Here is a 26,406-nt window from a genome sequence, read left to right on the forward strand (position 1 = left end):
CAGAGATGGGAACGAGGGCGGCGGATCGGGCGGTGGCAGCAGCCCGATCCGCCCTTTCCTTTTCGGGAGACCGGAAAGGTCGGACAGTGAAAGGAGGGCGCGCCCTTGGCACGCCGGTTCAGAGGGTCGGAAGAGGTCAAGGTGGACGCGAAGGGCCGCGTTTCCATCCCGGCCAAGTTCCGTCGCGTCTTTGAATCCTCCGATCCCGACTGGCAGGCCGGCAAGCGCGCGCAGCTGGTCATCGTCTATGGCACCCGCGATTGGAACTGGCTGCAGCTTTTCACCATCGACGCCATGGAAGAGATCGAGGACGGCATCGCCCGCATGCCGCGCGGCTCGGCCGCCCGCAACCTTCTGGAAAACATCTATCAGGGTCACGCCGACGAGGCCGAGATCGACGGCGACGGCCGGCTGGTCCTGCCGCAGAAACTGCGCGAGAAGATCGGCCTGACCGACAGCGCCTTCTTCATCTCGGCCGGCGACAGCCTGAAGGTCTGGACCCCCGAGGCCTATGCCGAGGAAGAGCGTGCGCTGGAGGCCCGCGTGCCGGAACTGGAACCGGGCGCCGACCCGCTGTCGCTGCTGGCTCTTGCCGCAAGGGATGAGGGTTAGATGGCGTCCGACCCGCATATCCCCGTCCTGCTTGGCCCGCTGTTGCGGGCCGTTGCGCCTGTTGAGGGCACCTGGGTCGACGGCACCTTCGGCGCCGGCGGCTATGCCCGCGGCCTGCTGGCCCAAGGCGCCGCGCAGGTCATCGGCATCGACCGCGATCCCAGCGTGTTCCGCATGGCCGAGGCCTGGGCCGGCGAATACGGCGACCGGCTGCGGCTGGTTCAGGGCACCTTCTCGGATCTCGACACGCTGGCCGGCGGGCCGGTCGACGGCGTGGTGCTGGACCTGGGCGTCAGTTCGATGCAGCTCGACCAGCCCGAGCGCGGGTTCTCGTTCCTGCGCGACGGGCCCTTGGACATGCGCATGGGCGGCGACGGGCCGACGGCGGCCGATCTGCTGAACACCGCGCCCGAGCAGGTCATTGCCGACGTGCTTTACCTTTACGGCGAGGAGCGCGCCTCGCGCCGCATCGCCAAGGCCATCGTCGCGGCCCGGCCGCTGAGCCGCACCGGGCAGCTGTCCGACATTGTCGCCGGCTGCCTGCCGCGCGCCAAGCCGGGGCAAAGCCACCCCTCGACCCGCGCCTTCCAGGCGATCCGCATCTGGGTCAACGACGAATTCGGCCAGCTCGTCGCCGGGCTGGCGGCGGCAGAGCGCGCGCTGCGGCCGGGCGGCAAGCTGGCGGTGGTCAGCTTCCACTCGCTCGAGGACCGCATCGTCAAGCGCTTCATGCAGGCGCGCTCGAACAGCGCCGGCGGCGGCAGCCGCCATGCGCCCGAGACCCGGCGGACCGAGGCCGCCTTCACGCTGCCCTTCCGCCGCGCCATCGGTGCGGACGAGCAGGAGCTGGCGGTGAACCCGCGCTCGCGCTCGGCCCTGCTGCGGGTCGGCATCCGCACCACGGCGCCGGCCGGCCGCGTCGATCCCGAATCGCTGGGGCTGCCCCGTCTCGACGAAAGGGGGGCGTGATGCGCTCGGTGCTTTATCTGCTCACCACGCTGGTCGTCATGGGCCTGGCCTTCTGGGCCTATCGCGAGAATTACCGCACCCAGGCCGCGATCGGCGAAATGTCCGAGATCCAGCGCCAGATCGGCCATCTGCGCGAGGAGCTGGGCGTGATGCGCGCGGAATGGGCGTTCCTGAACCGGCCCGAGCGGCTGCGCCAGCTGGTGAACTTGAATTTCGACAAGCTGAAGCTGGTGCCCTTCGGCTCGGACCAGTTCGTCGACGTGGGCCAGGTCGCCTTCCCGACGCCCAAGGCACCCGAGCCGCCCGCCGGCACCGAAGTTCCGACCGAACGTCCCGCCGGCTATCCGCCGCGCCGTCCACAGGAGAGCACGCCATGATCCGCACCCCGCTGCGCCCGCTGGCCCGCATCCTTCGCGCCCGCGAAAAGGGCGAGAATCCCGACGCCATCGAGGCCGAGAACCGCGCCCAGCGTCACGCCGAGATCCAGGAAAGGGCGCGCGGCAGCGCCCGGACCCGGCTGTTCTTCATGTCCTGCGCCTTTGCGGCGGCGTTTTGCACCGTGGGCCTGAAGATGGGCGTGCTGGCCTCGTCCCACCCGGCCGAGCCGCGGGTGCAGACCTCGGGCGCGCAGATCATCTCGCAGCGCGCCGACATCACCGACCGCCACGGCCGGGTGCTGGCGACGAACCTGCTGACGCATTCGCTCTATGCCCATCCGCATCAGATGGTGGACCCGCAGGGCGCGGCCAAGGCGCTGGTCGGGATCTTTCCCGACCTGAGCCTGGAGCGGCTGCAGAAGGATTTCACCGGCAAGCGCACCTTCGTCTGGATCAAGAAGAAGATCAGCCCCGAGCAGATGCAGGCCGTCCACGACATCGGTGAGCCGGGCCTGCTGTTCGGCCCGCGCGAGATGCGGCTTTATCCGAACGGCCATATCGCCAGCCATATCCTGGGCGGCGCCACCTTTGGCAAGGAGGGCGTGGCCGACGCCGAGGTCGTCGGCGTGGCCGGCGTCGAAAAGGCCTTCGACCGCTGGCTGCGCGATCCGGCCAACGACGGCGCGCCGCTGAGCCTGTCGCTGGACCTGACCGTTCAGGCGGCGATGGAGGAGGTGCTGGGCAATGGCATGAAGGTCATGAACGCCAAGGGTGCCACCGGCATCCTGATGGAGGTCAAGACCGGCGAGATCGTGGCCATGGCCAGCCTGCCCGATTTCGACCCGAACGACCGGCCGCGGCCGCTGCTCAAGGGCGATCCCTCGGACAGCCCGCTGTTCAACCGCGCGGTGCAGGGCCAGTATGAACTCGGCTCGACCTTCAAGATCTTCCCGGTGGCGCAGGCCATCGACCTGAAGCTGGTCAGCCCGACGACGATGATCAACGGCAAGTCGCCGCTGCGCATCGGCAAATATCTGATCAGTGAATTCAACGGCCACCAGTATGGCGCGCAGATCTCGGTCGCCGACATCATCGCCAAGTCGTCGAACGTCGGCACGGTGCGCGTGGCGCAGCTCTTGGGACCCGAGCGGCAGAAGGATTTCCTGGAGCGGCTGGGCCTGTTCGAGCCGACGCCCATCGAGATGAGCGAGGCGCCGACCGGCAAGCCGCTGGTGCCGACGCGCTGGCCCGCCGTGACCTCGGCCACGGTGGCCTTCGGCCACGGGTTGGCGGCCAGCCCGCTGCACCTGGCCTCGGCCTATGCCACCATCGCCAATGGCGGCAAGCGCGTGCGCCCGACGCTGATCCACGACCGCTCGCGCCGCGAGGGCGAGCAGGTGCTGTCGGAATCCGCCGCCCATACCGCGATGCAGCTTCTGCGCCAGGTGGTGACGCGCGGCACCGCGCGCTCGGCCAATGTCGAGGGCTATGAGGTCGCCGGCAAGACCGGCACCGCCGACAAGCCGCGCCCGACCGGCGGCTATTACAAGAACAAGGTGGTGGCGACCTTTGCCTCGGCCTTCCCGGCCAGCGATCCGCGCTATGTGCTGGTGGTGACGCTGGACGAGCCCTCGGCCGGGCTGGCCGGCGGCGGCGAAAGCCGCACGGCGGGCATGACCGTGGCCCCCGTCGCGGGCGAGATGATCCGTCGCGTCGCGCCGCTTCTGGGCCTGCGTCCCAGCACCGAAACCCAGTTGCCGACGGTTGAACGGCCTTTGCCGGATGGGCTAAAGCTCGTCTCGAATTGATGAACGGGGGTTTCGTGGCGGATCGGGCGATGCGGCTGTCCCTTCTGGGGCTGAGGGGGGACAAGGGGCGCGACCCCGAGGTGACAGGCATGGCCGTCGATTCGCGGCAGGTGAAACCGGGCTTCCTGTTCGCGGCGCTGCCGGGCTCGGCGACGCATGGCGGCGAATTCATCCAATATGCGCTGCGTCAGGGCGCCGGCGCGGTGCTGACCGACCGCAAGGGCGCCGAGATCGCCGCGGCCGAACTGGCCGGCTCGGATGCGGCGCTGGTGGTGGCCGAGGATCCGCGCGCCGCGCTGGCCGGCGCCGCCGCGCTGTGGTTCGCCGCCCAGCCGGAAACCATGGTCGCCGTCACCGGCACCTCGGGCAAGACCTCCGTCGCCACCTTTACCCGACAGATCTGGCAGGCGCTGGGCCACAAGGCGATCAGCCTGGGCACCATGGGCGTGCAGGGCGACTATCAGGCCAAGCTGGCCCATACCACGCCCGAGCCGATCACCCTGCACCGCGTGCTGGCCGAGGCCGCCGCCGAGGGCGTCACCCATGCCGCGATGGAGGCATCGAGCCACGGGCTCGACCAGCGCCGGCTGGATGGGGTGCGGCTGAAGGCCGGTGCCTTCACCAATTTCAGCCAGGACCACTTGGACTATCACAAGAACTTCGACGAGTATTTCGCCGCCAAGGCCTTGCTTTTCAACCATATCCTGGACGAAGGCTCTACGGCGGTGGTCAATGTCGACGACCCGCGCGGCCGACAGATGGCGCAGATCGCGCGCGAACGCGGCCTGGCCCTGACCACAATCGGCCAGGCCGAGGGTGCCGACCTGCGCATCCTGGGCCAGCGCTATGATGCGACCGGGCAGGATCTGCGCTTTTCCTGGCACGGCCAGGCGCATCTGGTCCGGCTGGCGCTGATCGGCGGCTTCCAGGCCGAGAACGTGCTGGCCGCCGCCGGCCTCGCCATCGCCGCCGGCGACGAGCCCGCCCGGGTGATCGAGACCCTGCCGGGCCTGACCACCGTGCGCGGCCGCATGGAACTGGCCGCGGTGCGCGACAATGGCGCGGCGGTCTTCGTCGATTACAGCCACAAGCCGGGCGCGCTGGCCTCGGCCCTGCAATCGCTGCGCCCGCATGTCATGGGCCGCATCGTCGTGGTCTTCGGTGCCGGCGGCGACCGCGACCGGCTGAAGCGCCCCTTGATGGGCGAGGCGGCGCGCGCCTTTGCCGACGTGGTCTATGTCACCGACGACAACCCGCGCTCGGAGGAGCCGGCCGCGATCCGTGCCGAGGTCATGGCCGGCGCCGGCCCCGATGCGGTCGAGATCGGCGACCGCGCCGAGGCGATCCTGCGCGGCGTCGATGCCCTGCAACCCGGCGACGCGCTGCTGATCGCCGGCAAGGGCCACGAGACCGGCCAGATCATCGGCAGCGACGTCTATCCCTTCGATGATGCGGAACAAGCCTCGGTCGCCGTCGCCGCGCTGGATGGCAAGATATGACGCTCTGGACCTCTGACGCCGCCGCGCGGGCCACCGGCGGCCGCGCCACCCGCGACTTTGCGATCACGGGCGTCTCCATCGACACCCGCACCCTGCAGCCCGGCGACCTGTTCGTGGCGCTGAAGGATGTGCGCGACGGCCATGACTTCGTCGCCCAGGCGCTGGACAAGGGCGCCGCCGCCGCGCTGGTCAGCCGCATCCCCGAGGGCGTGGCCGAGGACGCGCCGCTGCTGGTCGTCCCCGATGTGCTGGCCGCGCTGGAATCGCTGGGCCGGGCCGGCCGCGCTCGGATGCGGGGCAGGGTCATCGCCATCACCGGCTCGGTCGGCAAGACCTCGACCAAGGAAATGGCCCGCATCGCGCTGGCCGGCCAGGGTGCGATCCACGCCGCCGAGGCCAGCTACAACAACCACTGGGGCGTGCCGCTGACCTTGGCGCGGATGCCCGAGGACACCGACTTCGCCATCGTCGAGATCGGCATGAACCACCCCGGCGAGATCGCGCCGCTGGCCCGCCTTGCCCGCCCGCATGTCGCGATGATCACCACGGTCGCAGCGGCGCATCTGGAAGCCTTCGGCGCCATCGAGGGCATCGCCCGCGAAAAGGGCGCGATCTTTGCCGGCCTGGAACCCGCCGGCCATGCCATCATCCCCGAGGACCTGGCGGTGACGCAGATCCTGCGCGACTGCGCCGATGCGGCGGGCGCGCTGGTGATCGGTTTCGGCCAGCATGGCATGGCGAAGCCGGTCAAGGCCGAGACCGTGGACGGCGCAACCCGGGTCCGCGCTCGCATCCTGGGCGAGACGGTGGATTTCACCCTCGCCACCGCCGGCACGCATTTCGTGATGAATGCGGTCGGCGTGCTGGCCGCGCTCTCGGCCGCCGGCGCCGATCTGGCCGCGGCGGCGCAGCATCTTTCGGACTGGAACCCGCCGCTGGGCCGGGGCGCGGTCGAGGATCTGGCCGGCGTCCGGCTGATCGACGACGCTTACAACTCGAACCCGACCTCGCTCTCGGCCGGCCTTGCGACGCTGGCGCGGCTGACCGGCGGGCGGCGGGTGGCGATCCTGGGCGACATGCTGGAACTGGGCCCCGAAGAGATCGCCATGCATGCCGGCATGGCGCAGGACCCCTCGATCCCGGCGGTCGATCTGGTCCATACCGCCGGCCCGCGCATGCGCGCACTGCACGAGGCGCTGCCGGAAAGCCGCCGCGGGGTGCATGCCGAGACCGCCGCCGAGCTGGCCCTGCGCATCGGCGAGCTGGTCGCGACCGGCGATATCGTGCTTGTGAAGGGCTCCAAATCCTCGCGGGTCTCGACTGTGGTTGACGCGCTGCGGCGGACACGCCAAAGCACGGCGCCTGGCGAAAGGACAGCGTAATGCTCTATTGGCTCACGAACCTCTCCGACGGCGGGGATTTTTTCAATCTTTTCAGATATATCACCTTTCGCGCCGGCGGCGCCTTCTTCACCGCGCTGGTCTTCGGCTTCTTCTTCGGCCGGCCGCTGATCGACCTTCTGCGCCGCAAGCAGAAAAAGGGCCAGCCGATCCGCGACGACGGCCCGCAAAGCCACCTGTCCAAGGCCGGCACGCCGACCATGGGCGGGCTGCTGATCCTCGCGGCGCTGACGCTCGGCACGCTTCTCTGGGCGCGGCTCGACAATGGCTATGTCTGGATCGTGCTTTTGGTGACGCTGGGCTTTGCCGCCATCGGCTTTGCCGATGATTACGCCAAGGTCACGAAACAGCACCACGCCGGGCTCTCGGGCCGGGTCCGGCTGCTGATCGGCCTCTGCATCGCCGGTGCCGCCGGCGCCGCCGCCGCCTGGCTGCACCCGGCCGCCCTCAGCGGCGAACTGGCGCTGCCCTTCTTCAAGAACGCGCTGATCAACCTGTCGATCCTCTACGTGCCCTTCACCGTCATCGTGATCCTCGGCGCCGCCAATGCGGTGAACCTCACCGACGGCCTCGACGGGCTGGCCATCATGCCGGTGATGATCGCCGCCGCGACCTTCGCGGTGATCGCCTATATGGTCGGCAACGCCAATTTCGCCAATTACCTCGGCGTGCATTTCGTCCCCGGCACCGGTGAGCTTGCAGTCTTCGTCGCCGCGCTGATCGGCGGCGGCCTGGGCTTTCTGTGGTACAACGCCCCGCCCGCCGCGGTCTTCATGGGCGACACCGGCAGCCTGGCGCTCGGCGGCGCGCTCGGCGCCATCGCCGTGGTCACCAAGCACGAGATCGTGCTGGCCATCGTCGGCGGCCTCTTCGTGGTCGAGGCGCTGTCTGTCATCATCCAGGTGCTCTACTTCAAGCGCACCGGCAAGCGCGTCTTCCTGATGGCCCCGATCCACCACCATTTCGAAAAGAAGGGCTGGGGCGAGGCGCAGATCGTCATCCGCTTCTGGATCATCGCGCTGATCCTCGCGCTGATCGGCCTCGCCACGCTCAAGCTGCGCTGATCCTTCTTTGTTCCAGAAATACCCTCGGGGGGTCCGGGGGGCGAAGCGCCCCCGGCCTTCCATAGCGAAGGCAGAACCATGATCCCCGTCCAAGGCGTCCAGAACCAGACCATCGCCGTGCTCGGCCTCGGCCGCTCGGGCCGCGCCACCGCCGCCGCCCTGACCGAGGGCGGCGCCCATGTCGTCGTCTGGGACGACGGCGCCGACACCCGCGACCAGGCGGCCGCCGACGGCATGAGCGTGCTCGACCTGACGCGCGAGGCGAATTGGGACGGCGTCAGCGCGCTGATCACCAGCCCCGGCATCCCGCATCTCTATCCCAAGCCGCACCCGGTCATCGCCATGGCTTACGCGCTCGGCGTGCCGGTCGACAACGACATCGGCCTGTTCTTCCGCAGCTTCGCCACAAGCGACTGGGAAGGCTACGACATCACGCCGCGCGTCATCGCCATCACCGGCTCGAACGGCAAATCCACCACCACGGCGCTGATCCACCACATCCTGCGCGAGGCCGGCCGCCCGACCCAGATCGGCGGCAATATCGGCACCGGAGTCCTGTCGCTCGACCCCGCCCATGACGGCGAGGTGGTGGTGCTGGAGCTCTCCAGCTATCAGACCGACCTGGCCCGGGCGCTGACCCCCGACATCGCGGTCTTCACCAACCTCTCGCCCGACCACCTTGACCGTCACGGCGGCCCCGGCGGCTATTTCGCCGCCAAGCGCCGGCTTTTCGCCGAGGGCGGCCCCGACCGCGCCGTGATCGGCGTCGATGAGATCGAGGGCCGCTACCTCGCCGACCAACTCGCCATGGCGCCCTCGGACGACCGGGTGATCCGCATCTCCTCGGGACAAAAGCTGGAACGCTTCGGCTGGTCGGTCTTCGCCCGCAAGGGCTATCTCGCCGAATGGCGCAAGGGCCGCCAGGTCGCCGCGATCGACCTGCGCGCGGTCACGGGCCTGCCGGGCGAACACAACCACCAGAACGCCTGCGCCGCCTATGCCGCGACCCGCGCCCTGGGGCTCGCCCCGCGCGAGATCGAGCGCGCCTTCCACAGCTTCCAAGGCCTGCCGCACCGCAGCCAGCGCGTGGCCGAGATCGACGGCGTGGCCTGGGTGAACGACAGCAAGGCCACCAATGTCGACGCCGCCGCCAAGGCGCTGGCGGCTTTCCGCAACATCCGCTGGATCGCCGGCGGCATGGGCAAGGACGGCGGCATCGAGGCGCTGCAACCCTGCCTCGGCCACGTGGTCAAGGCCTATCTGATCGGCCATTCCGCACGCGATTTCGCGCTGCAACTGGGCCAGACCCCGCATGAGGTGCTGGAGACCATGGACCAGGCCGTGGCCCGCGCCGCGGCCGAGGCGCAGCCCGGCGACACCGTGCTGCTCGCTCCGGCGGCGGCCAGCTTCGACCAATACCCGAATTTCGAAAAGCGCGGCGAGCATTTCACCGCCCTGGTCAAGGCCCTGCAGGGCTGAGATCGCGCCCGCGGCACGGCCGCAGGGGTATTTGGAAAACAGAGAAAGCAGGCGATTTCACCGTTTCCCAAATACTCGAATCCCAGCTGGCCACGCCCAGCGGCCGGGCCAATGAAAAGGCCCCGGGGGCAACCGGGGCCTTCTGCATCATGCCGGCAGGGATCAGAAGGAATAGCCGATCCGCACGCCAATCCCCCAGACCTCGCTGTCGTCCATGTTGGCAACCTCGCGCTTGGCGCCGCTGGGACCGACGCCCAGGGTCGCATCGCCCAGCTTGGTATAGTTGATGCCGGTGGTGATCTTGATGTTGTCCATCGTATAGATCGCCGCCACCGTCACCGCCTTGCGGCCGTTCACCGGCGCCAGGGGCGAGACCGTGTCGCCCTCGCTCGGCTCATAGAGGAACGAGACCGAGCCCGACCAGTTGTCGGTGAACTTGCGGCCGACGCCCAGCGTATAGGTGGTGGTGTCCTCGACCTCGACCAGTTCGGCGCCGGTGATCGTCGGGAACACAAAGTTGTCGACCCTGAACTCCGACCATTTCACCCAGCGGATCGAGCCGAACAGCAGGGTATCGGCCGCGATGCCGGTTTGACCCTCTAGTGTCCAACTGCGCGGGGTCTTGACCTCGTAGCTGTCGTTGCCGACCGGAACCGTGCCGACGCCGGGGATCGTGAAGGTTTCCTTCATTCCGAAATCATGCTCGATGGGCGAATTATAGGTCAAGGAGACCCGCGCCGCGATCTCGGGCATCTCATAGGCAATGCCCGCGACCCAGCCGATGCCCCACGCGCCGTCGATATCCAGGTCGTAGCCCGAGACCCCGGCCGGGGGCGGACCGTTGTATCCAAGCCCGCGCAGGCTGAGCTTTCCGTCGGCATGCGAGCCGCGCAACCCGCCGTGCACCGAGAAGTTGTTGTCGAACTTGTAGCGCAGCAGGGCGGTATAGGTGGTCGAGTTGACCTCGACCGCGGTGCCGCCCAGGACCGGGGAATTCGCGCCCGGATACAGGATGTCGGCGCCGAAGGGCTGCTCGACGATGATGGCGCCGGACAGGTTCGGCGTGAACTGGTGCTTGTAGGCCAGGCCAAAGAAGCCGTAGCCCTGCGCGACGTCGCCGGTGGCGAAGCCGGCGACATCCGTGCCCTTCACGCTGGGATTGACGCCGCCGAAGCTCAGCTCGGCATAGTTACCGTTCTCGAACAGCGGTGCCAGCGATTGCGGCGCACGCTCGATCCCGCCGGCAAGGACGGGCGCGGCGCTGGCCAGCAGGGCGCCGATGCCGGTGACGATCCTATTCATGAAATTCCTCCCCTTGAACCGGCCCTTGCAGAACCGCTGGGTTCAGCCTGCGACACGCGCGCCGGTTGCGTCAATCGGCTGACCCCCATGACGCGGCGTTCCGACGCAGGCGGCGCCTCTGGCGTGGCGCGGCGGCAACGATGGTGGCAACGACGATGACGGCGCCGGCGACGGCCCGATCCGGCCGAAACCGGCGGCCGGGGCGTGCGATGCTCTGGACATTCCGGCCGGCCCGTGAAATGGGAAACTGCCAAACGAACCCCGTGACAGGATGCTCCCATGCAGATTCGTGAGGCTTTGACCTTCGACGATGTTCTTCTGGTTCCTGCGGCCTCCTCGGTGATGCCCTCGACCGCCGACGTGACCACCCATGTCACCCAGCGGATCCGCATGAACATCCCGCTGCTGTCCTCGGCCATGGATACCGTCACCGAAAGCCGCATGGCCATCGCCATGGCCCAGGCCGGCGGCATCGGCGTGATCCACCGCAACCTGACCGCCGAACAGCAGGCCGACGAGGTGCGCCGGGTCAAGCGCTTCGAATCCGGCATCGTCTACGATCCCATCACGCTGACCCCGGACCAGACCATCGCCGACGCCCGCGCGCTGCAGGAACGCTATAACGTCACCGGCTTCCCGGTCGTCGATGCCGAGGGCCGGGTGGTCGGCATCATCACCAACCGCGACATGCGCTTCGCCGCCAGCGACGACATGCCGGTCAAGGCGGTGATGACCGGCGACAACCTCGCCATCCTGCGCGAGCCCGCCGACCGGGCCGAGGCGATCAGCCTGATGAAGGCGCGCCGCATCGAGAAACTCCTGGTCACGAATTCCTCGGGCCGGCTGACCGGCCTCCTGACGCTGAAGGACACCGAGAAGGCCGTGCTGAACCCGCTGGCCTGCAAGGACGAGCTGGGCCGGCTGCGCGTCGCCGCCGCCTCGACCGTCGGCGAGGAGGGCTATGAGCGCAGCCTGGCGCTGATCGAGGCCGGGGTGGACCTGGTGGTCATCGACACCGCGCATGGCCATTCCGAAGGCGTGGCCAAGGCCGTCGCCCGCATCAAGGCGCATTCCAACGAGGTGCAGGTGGTCGCCGGCAACGTCGCCACCGCCGAGGCGGCGCGCGCGCTGGTCGATGCCGGCGCCGATGCGATCAAGGTCGGCATCGGTCCGGGCTCGATCTGCACCACCCGCATCGTCGCGGGCGTGGGCGTGCCGCAGCTGACCGCGATCATGGATGCGGTGCGCGGCGCCGGCGACGTGCCGGTCATCGCCGATGGCGGCATCAAGTTCTCGGGCGATTTCGCCAAGGCCATCGCGGCGGGGGCCAGCTGCGCCATGGTGGGTTCCGCCATTGCCGGCACCGACGAAAGCCCGGGCGAGGTGATCCTGTATCAGGGCCGTTCGTTCAAATCCTATCGCGGCATGGGCAGCTTGGGCGCCATGGCGCGCGGTTCGGCCGACCGCTATTTCCAGAAGGATGCGGCCTCGGACAAGCTGGTCCCGGAGGGGATCGAGGGCCAGGTGCCCTACAAGGGCTCGGCCGCCGCGGTGATCCACCAGCTGGTCGGCGGCCTGCGCGCCGCCATGGGCTATACCGGCAATGCCACGGTGGCCGAAATGCGCGGCGGCTGCGAATTCGTGCGCATCACCGGGGCGGGGCTGAAGGAAAGCCATGTCCACGACGTGCAGATTACCCGCGAAAGCCCGAACTATCGTCTTGGATAATCAACGGGTTATCTGGTTTTTCGGTTGGTGCCCGGCTGATGTTCGGGCACCGGAAATCAGCGACTTACCTCGATATCAGCGCGGTTTGCTGATGCAAACTGATGCTGAATCGATAGGGTTGCCGATTTACTGATGCAGCCTCGGCGGCATCATGAATGATCGCCCTGGGTCAGATCACAAGGTCGGCGGCGTAGGCCGTCAGGATCCACTGGCGCAGGATCGGTGACGTCTTGATAAGCCGGCCATTGGCAAAGACAAGCATCTGCTGCTGCGGTGTGTTCAGCCGCGAATTGTCGAAGACCATGCCGCGATCAGCCCGCAGCACGGCTTCCCGGACAAGGGGCCGACTGCGCTCGTAGCGGGCGCGGATCTTGTCCTCGGGGACATCATGCCCGCCCTCCTCGGTGCGGGCCTTGACCCGGCCCACAGAAAGATCGGGACTGTCCACGCTCACACCATGACGATGACAAGGTATCGGGCTGCCGGCATCGCCGATATTGTCCGTCCGGTGATCGAGTTCTGTTCGCTGCCCAAAAGATGGGCCTCACCGATATCGCACCGCTGCCGCAGATTACCGGGCTGACCGCGCCTGCGGATCGCTCCAAAAAAGGCCGCTATCTGTCATTTAACGAGATTGCGGCGCTGATCGATGCGGCAGAACGCGAACATATGCGCGACCTCCTGATCCTGGCGCTGGGCACTGGTGCCCGCGTCGGTGTCCTGTGCGGCATCGAGGGCGCATATATCCATTCCGATCTGGCGTCATCAACCTGATGAAATGAAGATAGCTTCAGTCGAATAAGCGCAAGCCCATCGTTCCAATCAGCGGGTCTATGAAGGCCGTGCTTGATCGGCTGCTGGCGCAGCATGGGTGGATATCTTCCGCGAGCAGGGGGCGCGCGCCTGGCCGAGGATTCGTGCAACTGGACCCAGATGATCCACCGGCTTGTCGTCCGTGCGGGCGTCGACGATGGTCTGGCAAAAGGACAGACCGGCGCGAACTGCTATTCGATCCGGCATACCTTCGGCGATTTCCTCGCCGGGCGCGTGCCGGATTTTGCCATCTCGGCGGTGATGGGTCATACCTCGATCACCATGTCGGAACGGGATCGCCTGTTCGCCAGAGGCTCGCCTACAACCGAGATCTACAAGCGCAGGCAGCTTCAGCCGGTCCTGGATGTGGGGCAGGCGCCGGAGGCGGAGTGGTGGCCAGAGATCGTGATGCGGTCGGCAACCTTGCAAGCAGACTGACCGGTCCCATGCAGCGGCATTATGCCTGACAAGCAGGGGCCTGGCCCTTGCATCAGTTGGCTGATGCAGCGCTGATGCAAGGGTCAGGCAACTGATGGAACTGATGCGATTCAAAAAAACACCATCGTATCAAAACTATGAGCGTAAACGAAGCTCATATCCACGACGTGCAGATCACCCGCGAAAGCCCGCTTGGGCTGAAGGCCGCTAACCCGATCTTAACCGGACTGCCGTAAAGGTCGCGAGGGAACCACCTTCGCGGCCTTTCATGCTTTTCCGGGCTTTCCTTTTCCTTCTGGCGCTCGGCGCGCTGGCCCTCGGACCGGGGCACGGCATGGCGCTGCCCTCGGCCGATGTCTGCGAATGGGCGGCCGAGCAGGCGGCGCAGGAATATGGCGTGCCGGTGGACATCATGGGCGCGCTGACCCTGACCGAGACCGGGCGGCGGCTGGACGGTCTCGTGCGTCCCTGGGCCTGGAGCGCCAATGCCGAGGGCGAGGGCACCTGGTTCGACGACCCCGCCAGCGCCGTGGCCTTTGCCGAGGATCGCGTGGCGCAGGGCCGCACCAATATCGACATCGGCTGCTTCCAGCTGAATTTCCGCTGGCATGGCGAGAATTTTTCCTCGGTCGCGCAGATGTTCGACCCGCTGGAGAATGCCCGCTATGCGGCGCGTTTCGTGCGCGGGCTCTACACCGAGACCGGGGACTGGCGCGCGGCGGCGGGGGCCTTTCATTCCCGCACCCAGGTCCATGCCCAGAAATATCTGGCGCGCTTCGACACGCTGCGGCAGATGCTGCGCGAGCGCGGCTTCCAGGGCCTGACCGACGGGCCCGAGACCTACAACAGCTTCGCCGCGATCACCTCGGGGCAGCGCAAGCAGGTGCGCGAAAGGGTAATGCTGCTGGGCGCGCCTCTGGGCACCGGCGTCACCGGCACGCCCGGCTCGCTCGCCGCCATCGGTCAGGGACGCGGCGCCACGCTGACCCGGGCGCGGGGGCCGCTGCTTCTGGCATCGCGCGGGCCGCTGGCCGGGGGCGCGGGCGGGCAGGACCCGGAGGCGGCCGCCGGGCCCGATCCGCCCGAGCCGCCGCCCGGCTGGGATTGACAAATGCGCCGCAGCGGCCTTTCTGCCGCTTGTCCTTCCCATCCGCGCCGGGGGCGCAGGCCACATGACCCCAGCCGCCCGCATCGCCGCGGCCATCGAGATCCTCGACCGTATCCTGGCGGGCGATCCGGCCGAGCCGGCGCTGTTGCGCTGGTCCCGCGCCAGCCGCTTCGCCGGCTCGGGCGACCGCGCCGCGGTGCGCGACCTGGTCTTCGACAGCCTGCGCCGCCTGCGCTCGCGCGCGGCGCTGGGCGGGGCGATGACCGGGCGCGGGCTGATGCTGGGCCTGTGCCGCGACGAGGGCATCGACCCGGCCACGATCTTTACCGGCGAGGGCCACGCGCCTCCGCCGCTGTCGCTGGCCGAGCACGCTGCCGGAACGCCGGCCGGCTTGGGCGAGCGGCTGGACCTGCCCGACTGGCTGCTGCCGCTGTGGCAGCAGTCGCTGGGCGACGCGGCCGAGCCGGTGGCGCTGGCCCTGCGCGACCGCGCCCCGGTCTGGCTGCGCGTCAACCTGCGCCGCGCCACCCCCGAGGCTGCCGTGGCCGCCTTGGCCCGCGACGGCATCGCCGTGGCGCCGCATGCCGCGCTTGCCTCGGCCCTGCGCGTGACCGAGGGCGCACGCCGGCTTTCCGGCTCGGCCGCCTATCGCGACGGGCTGGTCGAGTTGCAGGATCTGTCGCCGCAGCTCGCCTGCGCGCTGCTGCCGGCGCAGGGCAGCCTGCTCGACCTTTGCGCCGGCGGCGGCGGCAAGGCGCTGGCCCTGGCCGCGCGCGGCGCGGGGCCGGTCGTGGCGCATGACATCGACCCCGGCCGGATGGCCGACCTGCCGGCCCGGGCCGAGCGCGCGGGCCTGCGTATCCGGCTGGCCGCGCCGGGCGGCGTCTCGGGCCGGTTCGACCTGGTCGTTGCGGACGTGCCCTGTTCCGGCAGCGGCACCTGGCGGCGCACGCCCGATGCGAAATGGCGCCTGACCGCCGCCGACCTTATGCGCCTGCAGCAGACCCAGGCGCAGATCCTGGACCAGGCCGCGGAATTCGTCGCGCCGGGCGGGCACCTGGCCTATATGACCTGTTCGCTGCTTGACGGCGAAAATGCGGGTCAGGCCGGGGCTTTCCTGTCCCGCAACGCCGAGTTCAGCCTGCTCGAGCAACGGCGGTATTCGCCGCTGACGGCCTCGGACGGATTTTTCCTGGCGCTGATGTGCCGGTGTTAACCGCCTGTTAACCCGCATGCGCTACTCCGAGCGGAAACGACTGGTGGCGAGGCGGCTGATGATTTCCGAACGGGCAGAGATCCTGCGCTCGGCGCAGATCCTGGTGCCTTTCCTGGTGCTGCCGGTCTTGGCCGGGGCGCTGTGGCTGGCGCTGACGAACGGACCGGCGCCGGGCGGCACCACGCTGCTGGCGGCGGGGGCGGCGGCGCTGGCCTGGTACCTGCTGGGCGGCGCGATCTCGGCCCGGCACCTGCATCGCGGGCTGGCGGTGCGGCGCGAACTGGCGCGGGCCATGCCGGCCGTGCTGGCCCATGACCTGCCCGCCCTTGCCGTCGATCCGCAGGGGCTGATCCTGGCGCAGAACGCGCTGGCGCTGGACCGCCTGGGCGATCTGGTCGGCCGCCCCGTCACCGATCTGCTGCGCCGCCGGCACGCCGATCCGCAGGCGCAATGGCACGCCCTGGGCATCGGCCTGGCCCGCAGCGGGCGCGGGTGCAGCGACCTGGGCGAGTTCGGCCATTTCGCCATCGCGCGCGAGGCGGGCGGGCTGGTGCAGCTGTGGCTGGCGACAGAGCCCGAGCCGGCGGCGCTGATCCCGGCCGAGCCGCCCCGCGCGACGGATGACGATTTCGACCTGCTGCCGGTGGCACTGCTGATGCTGGACCCCTCGGCCCGGATCCTGCGCGCCAATGCCGCCGCCTGCCAGCTGCTGGGCAGCGACATCGCCGGGCAGGGGCTGGCCGCGCTGCTGGACGGGTTGGGCCGCGAGCTGGGCGACTGGGTCGGCGACATCTGCGCCGGCCGTACGCTTGGCGGCTCCGAGGTGCTGCATGTCAAGGCCGAGGGTCCCGAGCGTTTCGTCCAGGTCACGGTGGCGCGCGGCCGGGGCGATCACGCCACGGCGGTGCTGTCGGACGCCAGCGCGCTGAAGACGCTCGAGGCGCAGTTCGTGCAAAGCCAGAAGATGCAGGCCATCGGCCAGCTTGCCGGCGGAATCGCGCATGACTTCAACAACCTGCTGACAGCGATCACCGGCCATTGCGACCTGTTGATGCTGCGCCACGACAAGGCCGACCCGGATTACGCCGATCTGGACCAGATCAGCCAGAACGCCAATCGCGCGGCGGCGCTGGTGCGGCAGCTGCTGGCGTTCTCGCGCAAGCAGACGCTCAAGCCGCAGATCATGGACCTGCGCGACACGCTTTCTGACCTGACGCATCTCTTGAACCGGCTGGTGGGCGAGCGGATCGTGCTGACCTTCGACCACGATCCCTCGCTGCGCATGATCCGCGCCGACCGCCGGCAGCTGGAACAGGTCATCATGAACCTGGTGGTGAACGCCCGCGACGCCATGCCCGAGGGCGGCGACATCACCGTCAGCACCGACAATGTCCGGCTGGACAGCCCGTCGGGTGTCGGTCGGGCGACGTTGCCGGCGGGGGATTACGTGCGGGTGCAGGTGCGCGACCAGGGCTGCGGCATCGCGCCGGACGACCTGGCCAAGATCTTCGAGCCCTTCTTCACCACCAAGCGCCTGGGCGAGGGCACGGGGCTTGGCCTCTCGACCGCCTATGGTATCGTCAAGCAGACCGGCGGCTATATCTTCTGCGACAGCACGCCGGGCGAAGGCAGCTGCTTCTCGCTGTTCTTCCCGGCGCATGACCGTGGCGCCGTCGATGAGCCGGCGCCCGAGCCCGCCGCGCCGATCCGGACCCGGCGCGAGGTCGAGGCCACGGTGCTGCTGGTCGAGGACGAGGCCCCGGTCCGTGCCTTTGCCAGCCGCGCCCTGAAGCTGCAGGGTTTCAACGTACTGGAAGCCGCCTGCGCCGAGGATGCACTGTCGCTGCTTTCCGACCAGCGGCTGCTGGTCGATGTCTTCGTGACCGACGTGGTGATGCCGGGCATGGACGGGCCGTCCTGGGTCAGGACCGCGCTGCGCGACCGGCCCGACACCAGGGTGATCTTCATGTCGGGCTATGCCGAGGACATCTTCTCGGAGGGCAGCCCGGTGCCGGACGCGGCCTTCCTGGCCAAGCCGTTCTCGCTGTCCGACCTGACCGCGCTGGTCACGCGCCAGCTGGAGGCGGCGCATTGAGCGCGACTGTCTACAGCGACTGGTAAAGCTGGAAATCGCGCTGCATCAGCCGGCGCAGCTCGGCCTCGTGCCCGGGGCTCAGGCTGACGTCGACGGCCGGCGGCACGTTGACGCGCGGCAGGCTGATGGCGCAGTCGAGGCTGTCCTCGAGGAAATGGGTGAAGCTCTCGATGTCCTCGTAGCGAAAGATCCGGTCGACCCGGTCCTGGCCCGCGGTCAGGAAATCCGCCTGGTTGCCGATGCGCGCCACGGCGGCGCCCTGCGGATCGACATAGGCGCGGGCGAAATCGGCGAAATCCAGGCCGGTCATCGCATGTTCCGCGTCCTCGCTGTCGTCGCGCAGGCGAAAGCGATACCAGCTGCGCAGCCAGTCCAGCGGCTCGCGCATCAGCGCGATGGTGGTGAAGTGATCGCCGGTGACCGAATGCAGCCAGGGCGCGATATGGCTGCGGTAATGGCCAAGGTCGGTGTGCTTCAGCTCGGCGGGTCGGCGGACGGCGAGGCTGGCCAGCGGCTCGAGCGCGGTTTCGATCGCGGTCGAGCCGGCCTTCGGCGTCGCGAGAAACACCAGGCGGCGTTCCCAGAAGATCAGCATGTCCACATCTTTCAGCCAGGGGCGGAACAGCGGCGGGATAGTGCTTCGTCCGGCGCGTGTAAACCGTTTCTTAATCTTTCCGGCGCAGGCTGGGGATCGGCAGGGCTGATTCGTCACGCAGGACTTGCTTTTTCGCCCGGACGGGCACAAATAGGAACAACTCGTGAACAAATCACGGGCGGGCATCGATTGCCCCGGCGGTCGGGGTGTGAAATAAGCATGAGGACGGCATGGCAGGGGCAACACTTTTCGACATGAACGACAAGCGATCGGCAGACAAGCAGAAGGCTCTAGACAGCGCGCTGGCCCAGATCGAACGGCAGTTCGGCAAGGGCTCGATCATGAAGCTGGGCGCCGACAATCCGGTGGCCGAGATCGAGGCGACCTCGACCGGCTCGCTGGGGCTCGATATCGCGCTGGGTATCGGCGGGTTGCCCAAGGGCCGTATCATCGAGATCTTCGGCCCCGAAAGCTCGGGCAAGACCACGCTGACGCTGCATGTGGTCGCCGAAGAGCAGAAGAAGGGCGGCGTCTGCGCCTTTGTCGACGCGGAACACGCGCTGGATCCGCAATATGCCAAGAAGCTGGGCGTGAACCTGGATGAGCTCCTGATCAGCCAGCCCGATACCGGCGAGCAGGCGCTGGAGATCGTCGATACGCTGGTGCGTTCGGGCGCGGTGAACCTGGTGGTGGTCGACTCGGTCGCGGCGCTGACGCCCAAGTCCGAGATCGAGGGCGACATGGGCGACATGCAGATGGGCAGCCAGGCCCGGCTGATGAGCCAGGCCATGCGCAAGCTGACCGCCAGCATCGGGCGCAGCAACTGCATGGTGATCTTCATCAACCAGATCCGCATGAAGATCGGCGTGATGTTCGGCAACCCCGAGACCACGACCGGCGGCAATGCGCTGAAATTCTATGCCTCGGTGCGGCTCGACATCCGCCGCACCGGCTCGATCAAGGACCGCGATGAGGTGGTGGGCAACGCCACCCGCGTCAAGGTGGTCAAGAACAAGGTCGCGCCGCCCTTCCGCCAGGTCGAATTCGACATCATGTATGGCGAGGGCATCTCGAAAGTTGGCGAGCTGATCGACCTGGGCATCAAGGCCGGGGTGGTCGAGAAATCGGGCAGCTGGTATTCCTATGGCGACGAGCGCATCGGCCAGGGTCGCGAGAATGCCAAGCAATACCTGCGCGACAATCCCGAGGCGGCCTATGCCATCGAGGACAAGATCCGCGCCAGCCACGGCCTGGATTTCGGTGCGACCGACGAAGCGGACGACTCGCTGACCGAGGAGTGAACCCGGGCTGACAGGCCCGACGGGATGCGCGGCATGGCCGCTCTTCCCCGGGGGCTTTGCCCCCACGCCTCCCGTGCCCCTCGATGGGGCGCGGGAGGCGTCCCCCAGGATATTTCTCCAAGAAAGAAGCCGCGTCTGCCCATGCGGGATTGCTGGACAGCCGCCATGGCTGGGGCTAGACCGGGCGGCAAACCGGCCCTGGCCGGGGGAACCGCATTGCGATGAAGGCCTGCCATGCCCAGCTTGAATGACATCCGTTCGACTTTCCTGAACTTCTTCGAACGCAACGGCCACCGGATCGTCGAGTCGAGTCCGCTGGTGCCGAGAAACGACCCCACCCTGATGTTCACCAACTCGGGCATGGTGCAGTTCAAGAACCTGTTCACCGGGGTCGAGACCCGCGACTACAATCGCGCGACCACGGCGCAGAAATGCGTGCGCGCCGGCGGCAAGCACAACGACCTCGACAATGTCGGCTATACCGCGCGGCACCATACCTTCTTCGAAATGCTGGGGAATTTCAGCTTCGGCGACTATTTCAAGTCGGACGCCATCCCCTTTGCCTGGGAATTGCTGACCAAGGATTTCGGCATCCCGAAGGACAAGCTGCTGGTCACCGTCTATCACACCGACGACGAGGCCGCGACCATCTGGAAGAAGGTCGCGGGCCTCAGCGACGACCGCATCATCCGCATCCCGACCGACGACAATTTCTGGCGCATGGGCCCGACCGGCCCCTGCGGCCCCTGCACCGAGATCTTCTACGACCACGGCGACCAGATCTGGGGCGGTCCGCCCGGCTCGGCCGATGAGGATGGCGACCGTTTCATCGAGATCTGGAACCTCGTCTTCATGCAGAACGAGCAGTTCGAGGACGGCTCGATGCGCGCACTCGACATGCAGTCGATCGACACCGGCATGGGGCTGGAGCGGATCGGCGCGCTGCTGCAGGGCAAGCACGACAACTATGACACCGATCTGATGCGCAGCCTGATCGAGGCCAGCGCCCATGCGACCAGCGCCGACCCGGACGGCCCCGGCAAGGTGCATCACCGTGTCATCGCCGACCACCTGCGCTCGACCAGCTTCCTGATCGCGGACGGCGTGATGCCCTCGAACGAGGGTCGCGGCTATGTGCTGCGCCGGATCATGCGCCGCGCCATGCGCCACGCGCATATGCTGGGCGCCAAGGATCCGGTCATGCACCGCCTGGTGCCGGCGCTGGTGCGCCAGATGGGCACCGCCTATCCCGAACTCGGCCGTGCCCAGGCGCTGATCGAGGAGACGCTGCGGCTCGAGGAGACGCGCTTCAAGCAGACGCTGGATCGCGGCTTGCGCCTGCTCGACGACGAGCTGTCGCGCCTGCCCGAGGGCGCGAATCTGCCGGGCGAGGCGGCCTTCAAGCTTTACGACACCTATGGCTTTCCGCTGGACCTGACCCAGGACGCGCTGCGCGAAAAGGGCCGCAGCGTCGATACCGCCGGCTTCGATGCCGCCATGGCCGAGCAGAAGGCCAAGGCGCGCGCCGCTTGGGCCGGCTCGGGCGAGACCAAGGACGCCGCGATCTGGTTCGACATTGCCGAAGAGCATGGCGCCACCGAGTTCCTGGGCTATGACACCGAAATCAGCGAGGGCCAGATCCTGGCCCTGGTGCAGGACGGCGCCGCGGTCGAGCAGGCGGGCGAGGGCCAGCAGGTGCAGATCGTCGTCAACCAGACGCCCTTCTATGGCGAATCCGGCGGCCAGGTCGGCGACACCGGGCTGATCAAGACCGAGACCGGCGCCGCCCGTGTCACCGATACGAAAAAGGCCAATGGCGTCTTCATCCATGTCGCCGAGGTGACGCTGGGCGCCATCGGCCGCGGCCAGGGCGCGCAGCTGTCGGTCGAGCACGACCGGCGCTCGGCCATCCGCGCCAATCACTCGGCCACGCATCTGCTGCACGAGGCGCTGCGCCGCGCCTTGGGCGAGCATGTCGCGCAGCGCGGCAGCCTGAACGCGCCCGACCGGCTGCGCTTCGACTTCAGCCACGGCAAGGCGCTGACCGCCGACGAGATCGCCCAGGTCGAACGCGAGGTGAACGACTTCATTCGTCAGAACAGCCCGGTCGAAACCCGGATCATGACCCCCGACGATGCCCGCGCCCTGGGCGCCCAGGCGCTGTTCGGCGAGAAATACGGCGACGAGGTGCGTGTGGTCTCCATGGGCGAGCTGGCGGGCTCGGGCAAGGGCACCGGCGGCCAGACCTATTCGCTGGAATTGTGCGGCGGCACCCATGTCGGGCGCACCGGCGACATCGGCATGTTCGCCCTGACCAGCGAGACCGCCTCGGCCGCCGGCATCCGCCGGATCGAGGCGCTGACCGGCCAGGCCGCGATGGACGAATTGCGCCGCGTGGACGCCGAGCTTTCCGAAATCGCCGGCATCCTCAAGGCGCAATCGGGCGATGTAGTGAACAAGGTCCGCGCGCTGGCCGAGGAACGCAAGACCCTGGCCAATGAGGTCGCGCAGCTCAAGCGCCAGCTCGCCATGGGCGGGGGCGCCGAGGATAAACCCAAGGACATCAACGGCATCAAGCTGATCGCCCGCCGTGTCGATGGCGTTTCCGGCAAGGAACTCGGCCCGCTGGTCGATGAGATGAAGGCGCGGTTGGGCTCGGGCGCCGTGGTGGTGCTGGCCGAGGCGGATGGCAAGGCCACCGTCGCCGCCGGCGTCACCCCGGACCTGACCGGCCGGCTCAGCGCGGTCGAGTTGGTGCAGGCGGCGACCGTCGCCCTGGGCGGCAAGGGCGGCGGCGGGCGCCCCGACCGCGCGCAGGGCGGCGCCCCCAGCCTCGCGGCCGCAGACCAGGCCATTATCGCCGTGGAAGCCCTGATCGGAGAGAAAGCATGACCGCGCTTTGGATTGCCCATGTGACCGTCACCGACCCCGAAGCCTATGGCGAATATGCCCGGCTGGCCGGCCCGGCCATCGCCGCGCATGGCGGGGTCTTCCTGGCCCGCGGCTCGCGCTTCGTGCAGCTGGAGGGGACCGAGCGCGCGCGCAATGTCGTCGCCCGCTTTCCCAGCGTCGAGGCCGCGGTGGCCTGCTACCAGTCGGCGGAATACCAAGCGGCGCTGGACCATGCCCGAAATGCCGCCGAGCGCGAGCTTGTGATCGTCGAGGAAAATCCCGCCTGACGGTTTTTGGTGATTCGTTAGGATTTCCGTGCTAGGCCTTGGAAAAGCACGGAAACGGGGGCAGGGAATGTGTCGCTGGGCAGCCTATGTCGGCAGTCCGATCTATCTCGAGGATGTCATCTGCCGTCCCGGTCATTCGCTGGTGCGGCAAAGCCACGGCGCCATGCGCTGCCATACGCCGGTCAATGCCGACGGTTTCGGCTTGGCCTGGTATGGCGACCGGCCCGAGCCCGGCCTCTATCGCGACATCATGCCGGCCTGGTCGGACAGCAACCTGAAAAGCCTGACCGCGACGCTGAAATCGCATCTGTTCCTGGCGCATGTCCGCGCCTCGACCGGCACCGCGACCAGCCGCAACAATTGCCATCCCTTCGTCGTCGGCCGCTGGAGCTTCATGCACAACGGCCAGTTCGGCGGCTATGACGGCTATCGCCGCCATGCCGAGGCGCTGATCCCCGACGAATTCTATCCGCATCGCAAGGGCGCCACCGACAGCGAGGTGCTGTTCCTGATGGCCCTGGGCGAGAGGCTCGACAGCGATCCGGCCGGCGCCATGGCCCGCGCCACCGCGAAATTCGAGGCCGTGGCCCGCCAGCGCGGCGACGCGCCGCATGTGCGGCTGACGGCGGCGTTCTCGGACGGCGAGCGGCTCTATGCGCTGCGCTATGCCAGCGACGACCAGGCGCCGACGCTCTATCACCGCTGGTCGGACAGCCGCAACGGCCGCGCCGTGGTGTCCGAACCCTTGGAAAGCGACGAGGCCGAATGGCAGGAAATCCCGCAGAAAAGCTTCTGCGTCTTCCAGGGCGAGCAGGTGGCGATCACGCCTTTCCTGCCCAACCCGATCAGCGCCGCCGCCTGACGAAGGCGGGTGTTTCACCGTTTTTCAAATACTCCAACCCGGCGCGCGCAAGCGGCCGGTGCCCCCCGCGGCGCCTGGCCAGCGCAGGAAGCGGCGCTCGTCGTTCCAGCACCGCGGCGTCGGATGCGCCAGAATGCGGCTCATCGCCCGGGCCCGCAAGAGCAGGGACGCCGGGCCGGCCCCGTAATCAAGGGCTTCCGGCGCCGACCGCTCCAACCCGCAAGGCAGGGGCGCGGTCAGACCCTGTTATCCGGGAGTCCGGTGCCGGGGGCACCCACCGCTCCGGCCCGCAGGGCAGGGGCGCGGCTTGGCCGATCCCGGCGGGTCGGATCAGAACCAGATCCGGTCGGCAAAGACGTGATGCACGATCCGGTCGCGGGTCAGGCCCAGCTCGGCCAATTGCGCGTCGGATTTCGCTTGCAGCGCCTCGATCTCGGCACGGCGCGACAGCCGGGCGAAATCGGCCTCGCCGCCCCTGCGGAACGCGGCCAGCAGGCGGTCGAACAGCGCCGGCAGGCGGGGCGCGTGGAAGTCGGTCGTGATAGCCATGGGAAACCCTTTCGGTCTTGGCGAATGGTTTCCTCCCCTGCGGCGACAGATAGCGGTGCCGCGAACCCGTGACCATGTCCAGTTTTGCAAGGCTGCGTTGCGGTTGAGACCGGAAATGGTGCTACGCCGAGCAATCTGCCATCCGCGCGCACCCCGCAGGGACCGACGCCGACCCGCGTTGTTCGGCGCCATGCTGGCCTAGGCGCACCGGGATGGGCTTCGCACAGCCGGAATCCGCCCCGGCCTGAAACGAAGGTCACGAGCTTGCCCGCATTGGTCTGCGCCCGGTTCGAGCCGTTCGGAGCGCCCATCTACGCCCCGCCGATCATGCCGCCGCCCAGCACCGTCACGGGCTTGGCGCCGGACATGGCGGGACCCAGCAGATCCGCATGCTTGCCGAGCCGCTCTCATGCGCGGGCGATGGCCGGATCGACGGCGCATTTCGCGACTTGACGCCGGGGCGGAGAGCGTCGTTCGCCCCGGTTTTCTTGGCCAGCGGCCCGCGCTGCATCGCCCTCTTATGCGCGGTCCCCCGGGGCGTGACCGTCGCCCTCTGGCGGGGCGGGCCATGCATCCGGGCACGGCCGGCGCGGGCCGATGGCCGGGGCCGCTCAATCCTCCAGGAAAAGCGGGTCGGTCGGCACCTGCAGGGCGGTGGCAAGCGCGTTGGTCTGGCTGGCCATGGCGATCACGGCCAGCAGTTCGGAATGCATCTCGGGCGTCATGCCCTTGGCGCGGGCGGCGGCGCTGTGCGAATGCACGCAATAGCCGCAGCCGTTTGCGCTCGAGACGGCGACATAGATCAGCTCCTTGACCAGCGGATCCAGCGCGCCGGGCGCCATGACGGCCTGGACCCGTTCCCAGGTGGTGCGCAGCGCGGCCGGGTCATGCGCCAGCGCGCGCCAGAAGTTGTTGACGTAATCGGTGCCGCGCGCGGCGCGGATGGCGTCGAAGACGGCCCGCGATTCCGCGGGCGCCTCTTCGTCGGTCAGCAGGGGAACCGTCGCCATCACAGCACCGCCATGACGCGGGCCGGGCCGCCGGTGCCGCGCGCGTGCTTGGGCGCGCCGACGAAGATGGTGGCGCCGGTCGCCGGAAGCTGGTCGACCTGGGCCAGGTTCTCGATGCCATAGCGCCCGCCCGGCAGCCATGAATTGTGCACCGCGAAATCCGCCGAACTGCCGGGGTCGAGCGACAGCGTGTCGCTGGCGATGGCGGCCACGTCCAGGCTGGCCAGAAGGTCGGTGGCCGATTGGCCGAAGCCCGGAAAGGCGAACTTGCCGTCCGGCGTGTTGCGAAACTCCGGCGTCGCCACCTTGGCGCCCCAGCCCGAGTTCATCGCCACGCAGGCGCCTTTCGGGATCTCGCCGTGCTGGCTGATCCAGGCCTCGACATCCTCGGCCTCGAGCGCGGCATTGGCATCCTCTCTGGCCTTGGCGGTGATGTCGATGACGCAAAGCGGGCAGATCAGGTTTTCCGGCGCCAGCTCCGCCACCGAGATGCCGTCTTTCGAGAAATGTAGCGGCGCGTCGATATGGGTGCCGGAATGTTCGAAGAAGGTGATCTTCCACAGCTGATAGCCCGACTTGTCGAAGTTCACCGCCTCTTCATAGGCGATGCCCGGCACGCCGTCGAAGGTCGGGAACCGCTCGTCGAAGACATAGGTCAGGTCCAGCACCTTGCCGCTGGCCTGGGCCAGTGCCGGCTGGGCGCTGAGCGGCCCGGCGGCGATGGCGGCCGCGCCGCTGGCCGCCAGGCCGGCGAACAGGCTGCGCCGGCTCATCATGGCGTGTTTGACGCTTTCGATCACGCAGGCATTGCACATGGTCCGTCTCTCCGAATGGCGCCGGGACTGCCCCGGTCGATGCGATGCTCCCACGTCTCGCGCGTCGAGGCCAAAGATTTCCGCGCCGGGCCGGGCGCATTGCGCAAACCGGCCTCAGGACGGAATGCGCTTTCCCCGCGCGGCCGGGGCCATTATACATCCCGCGGCATTCATGACCGCGGAAGGG

General features: G+C 68.3%; 24 protein-coding genes. 18 read left to right on the plus strand and 6 right to left on the minus strand.

Annotated elements, in window-relative coordinates:
* Positions 1-105 precede the first annotated feature (105 nt).
* The 8 genes from mraZ to murD all read left to right on the plus strand — a co-directional run bounded on the left by mraZ (position 106) and on the right by murD (position 9,208).
* Positions 106-612, plus strand: a complete 507-nt coding sequence (mraZ, locus tag ASV56_RS10715) for a division/cell wall cluster transcriptional repressor MraZ (RefSeq protein ID WP_062561957.1) — start codon at positions 106-108, stop codon at positions 610-612.
* Entirely contained in the window at positions 613-1,581 is a 969-nt protein-coding gene (gene rsmH / locus ASV56_RS10720; protein WP_062561958.1) for a 16S rRNA (cytosine(1402)-N(4))-methyltransferase RsmH, read from the plus strand.
* Positions 1,581-1,958: a cell division protein FtsL gene (gene ftsL / locus ASV56_RS10725; RefSeq protein WP_082724786.1), complete on the plus strand. Its 378-nt coding sequence runs from the start codon at positions 1,581-1,583 to the stop codon at positions 1,956-1,958. The genes rsmH and ftsL overlap by 1 nt, the downstream gene beginning before the upstream one ends.
* A complete protein-coding gene (locus ASV56_RS10730) occupies positions 1,955-3,766 on the plus strand; it encodes a peptidoglycan D,D-transpeptidase FtsI family protein (RefSeq protein WP_062561960.1) in 1,812 nt (603 codons plus the stop codon). Before ftsL ends, ASV56_RS10730 begins: the two co-directional genes overlap by 4 nt.
* Before the next feature lie 29 nt (positions 3,767-3,795).
* A complete protein-coding gene (locus ASV56_RS10735) occupies positions 3,796-5,265 on the plus strand; it encodes a UDP-N-acetylmuramoyl-L-alanyl-D-glutamate--2,6-diaminopimelate ligase (RefSeq protein WP_062562323.1) in 1,470 nt (489 codons plus the stop codon).
* Complete coding sequence (locus ASV56_RS10740) at positions 5,262-6,647, plus strand: UDP-N-acetylmuramoyl-tripeptide--D-alanyl-D-alanine ligase (protein ID WP_062561961.1); 1,386 nt, start codon at positions 5,262-5,264, stop codon at positions 6,645-6,647. Before ASV56_RS10735 ends, ASV56_RS10740 begins: the two co-directional genes overlap by 4 nt.
* Complete coding sequence (gene mraY, locus ASV56_RS10745; protein WP_062561962.1) at positions 6,647-7,729, plus strand: phospho-N-acetylmuramoyl-pentapeptide-transferase; 1,083 nt, start codon at positions 6,647-6,649, stop codon at positions 7,727-7,729. The genes ASV56_RS10740 and mraY overlap by 1 nt, the downstream gene beginning before the upstream one ends.
* A gap of 78 nt (positions 7,730-7,807) precedes the next feature.
* Positions 7,808-9,208: a UDP-N-acetylmuramoyl-L-alanine--D-glutamate ligase gene (gene murD, locus ASV56_RS10750; RefSeq protein ID WP_062561963.1), complete on the plus strand. Its 1,401-nt coding sequence runs from the start codon at positions 7,808-7,810 to the stop codon at positions 9,206-9,208.
* A gap of 162 nt (positions 9,209-9,370) precedes the next feature.
* Here murD and ASV56_RS10755 read toward each other — a convergent pair whose 3' ends face one another.
* Positions 9,371-10,510, minus strand: coding sequence for an OmpP1/FadL family transporter (locus ASV56_RS10755; RefSeq protein WP_062561964.1), 1,140 nt, complete (start codon positions 10,508-10,510; stop codon positions 9,371-9,373).
* A 279-nt stretch (positions 10,511-10,789) separates the two neighbouring features.
* On the opposite strand from ASV56_RS10755, the gene guaB reads away from it, so the two are divergent.
* The gene (gene guaB / locus ASV56_RS10760; protein ID WP_062561965.1) at positions 10,790-12,238 is read left to right on the plus strand and encodes an IMP dehydrogenase; all 1,449 of its coding nucleotides are present in this window, start codon (positions 10,790-10,792) and stop codon (positions 12,236-12,238) included.
* 169 nt (positions 12,239-12,407) lie between these two features.
* On the opposite strand, the gene ASV56_RS10765 is transcribed toward guaB, so the two are convergent.
* A complete protein-coding gene (locus ASV56_RS10765) occupies positions 12,408-12,686 on the minus strand; it encodes a signal transduction histidine kinase (RefSeq protein WP_253879954.1) in 279 nt (92 codons plus the stop codon).
* An 89-nt stretch (positions 12,687-12,775) separates the two neighbouring features.
* On the opposite strand from ASV56_RS10765, the gene ASV56_RS10770 reads away from it, so the two are divergent.
* From ASV56_RS10770 to ASV56_RS10790, 5 genes are all read left to right on the plus strand, one after another.
* Complete coding sequence (locus ASV56_RS10770) at positions 12,776-13,012, plus strand: site-specific integrase (protein WP_062561967.1); 237 nt, start codon at positions 12,776-12,778, stop codon at positions 13,010-13,012.
* 72 nt (positions 13,013-13,084) lie between these two features.
* Positions 13,085-13,489, plus strand: a complete 405-nt coding sequence (locus ASV56_RS10775) for a site-specific integrase (RefSeq protein WP_156429125.1) — start codon at positions 13,085-13,087, stop codon at positions 13,487-13,489.
* A 268-nt stretch (positions 13,490-13,757) separates the two neighbouring features.
* Positions 13,758-14,597 (plus strand): lysozyme family protein, encoded by an 840-nt coding sequence (locus ASV56_RS10780; protein ID WP_062561969.1) that lies wholly within the window; start codon positions 13,758-13,760, stop codon positions 14,595-14,597.
* 64 nt (positions 14,598-14,661) lie between these two features.
* The gene (locus ASV56_RS10785) at positions 14,662-15,813 is read left to right on the plus strand and encodes an RsmB/NOP family class I SAM-dependent RNA methyltransferase (protein WP_062561970.1); all 1,152 of its coding nucleotides are present in this window, start codon (positions 14,662-14,664) and stop codon (positions 15,811-15,813) included.
* A 58-nt stretch (positions 15,814-15,871) separates the two neighbouring features.
* Positions 15,872-17,908: an ATP-binding protein gene (locus ASV56_RS10790; protein ID WP_062561971.1), complete on the plus strand. Its 2,037-nt coding sequence runs from the start codon at positions 15,872-15,874 to the stop codon at positions 17,906-17,908.
* A gap of 10 nt (positions 17,909-17,918) precedes the next feature.
* On the opposite strand, the gene ASV56_RS10795 is transcribed toward ASV56_RS10790, so the two are convergent.
* Positions 17,919-18,503 carry a sulfotransferase family 2 domain-containing protein gene (locus ASV56_RS10795; RefSeq protein ID WP_062561972.1) on the minus strand — a complete coding sequence of 195 codons (585 nt, stop codon included), beginning with the start codon at positions 18,501-18,503 and terminating at the stop codon, positions 17,919-17,921.
* Between the two features lie 230 nt (positions 18,504-18,733).
* Here ASV56_RS10795 and recA point away from each other — a divergent pair, with 230 nt between their 5' ends.
* The 4 genes from recA to ASV56_RS10815 all read left to right on the plus strand — a co-directional run bounded on the left by recA (position 18,734) and on the right by ASV56_RS10815 (position 23,845).
* The gene (recA, locus tag ASV56_RS10800; RefSeq protein WP_026155163.1) at positions 18,734-19,804 is read left to right on the plus strand and encodes a recombinase RecA; all 1,071 of its coding nucleotides are present in this window, start codon (positions 18,734-18,736) and stop codon (positions 19,802-19,804) included.
* A gap of 234 nt (positions 19,805-20,038) precedes the next feature.
* A complete protein-coding gene (gene alaS, locus ASV56_RS10805; protein ID WP_062561973.1) occupies positions 20,039-22,696 on the plus strand; it encodes an alanine--tRNA ligase in 2,658 nt (885 codons plus the stop codon).
* Positions 22,693-22,983 carry a DUF1330 domain-containing protein gene (locus ASV56_RS10810; protein ID WP_062561974.1) on the plus strand — a complete coding sequence of 97 codons (291 nt, stop codon included), beginning with the start codon at positions 22,693-22,695 and terminating at the stop codon, positions 22,981-22,983. Before alaS ends, ASV56_RS10810 begins: the two co-directional genes overlap by 4 nt.
* Before the next feature lie 67 nt (positions 22,984-23,050).
* Positions 23,051-23,845, plus strand: coding sequence for a class II glutamine amidotransferase (locus ASV56_RS10815; RefSeq protein WP_062561975.1), 795 nt, complete (start codon positions 23,051-23,053; stop codon positions 23,843-23,845).
* A gap of 330 nt (positions 23,846-24,175) precedes the next feature.
* On the opposite strand, the gene ASV56_RS10820 is transcribed toward ASV56_RS10815, so the two are convergent.
* The 3 genes from ASV56_RS10820 to ASV56_RS10830 form a co-directional block, all read right to left on the minus strand.
* Positions 24,176-24,394 carry a hypothetical protein gene (locus ASV56_RS10820; protein WP_062561976.1) on the minus strand — a complete coding sequence of 73 codons (219 nt, stop codon included), beginning with the start codon at positions 24,392-24,394 and terminating at the stop codon, positions 24,176-24,178.
* A gap of 611 nt (positions 24,395-25,005) precedes the next feature.
* Positions 25,006-25,404: a carboxymuconolactone decarboxylase family protein gene (locus ASV56_RS10825; RefSeq protein ID WP_062561977.1), complete on the minus strand. Its 399-nt coding sequence runs from the start codon at positions 25,402-25,404 to the stop codon at positions 25,006-25,008.
* Positions 25,404-26,219: a cyclase family protein gene (locus ASV56_RS10830; RefSeq protein WP_062561978.1), complete on the minus strand. Its 816-nt coding sequence runs from the start codon at positions 26,217-26,219 to the stop codon at positions 25,404-25,406. Before ASV56_RS10830 ends, ASV56_RS10825 begins: the two co-directional genes overlap by 1 nt.
* Positions 26,220-26,406 lie beyond the last annotated feature (187 nt).

It is taken from the genome of Paracoccus aminovorans, from assembly GCF_001546115.1.
Classification (GTDB): Bacteria; Pseudomonadota; Alphaproteobacteria; order Rhodobacterales; family Rhodobacteraceae; genus Paracoccus; species Paracoccus aminovorans_B.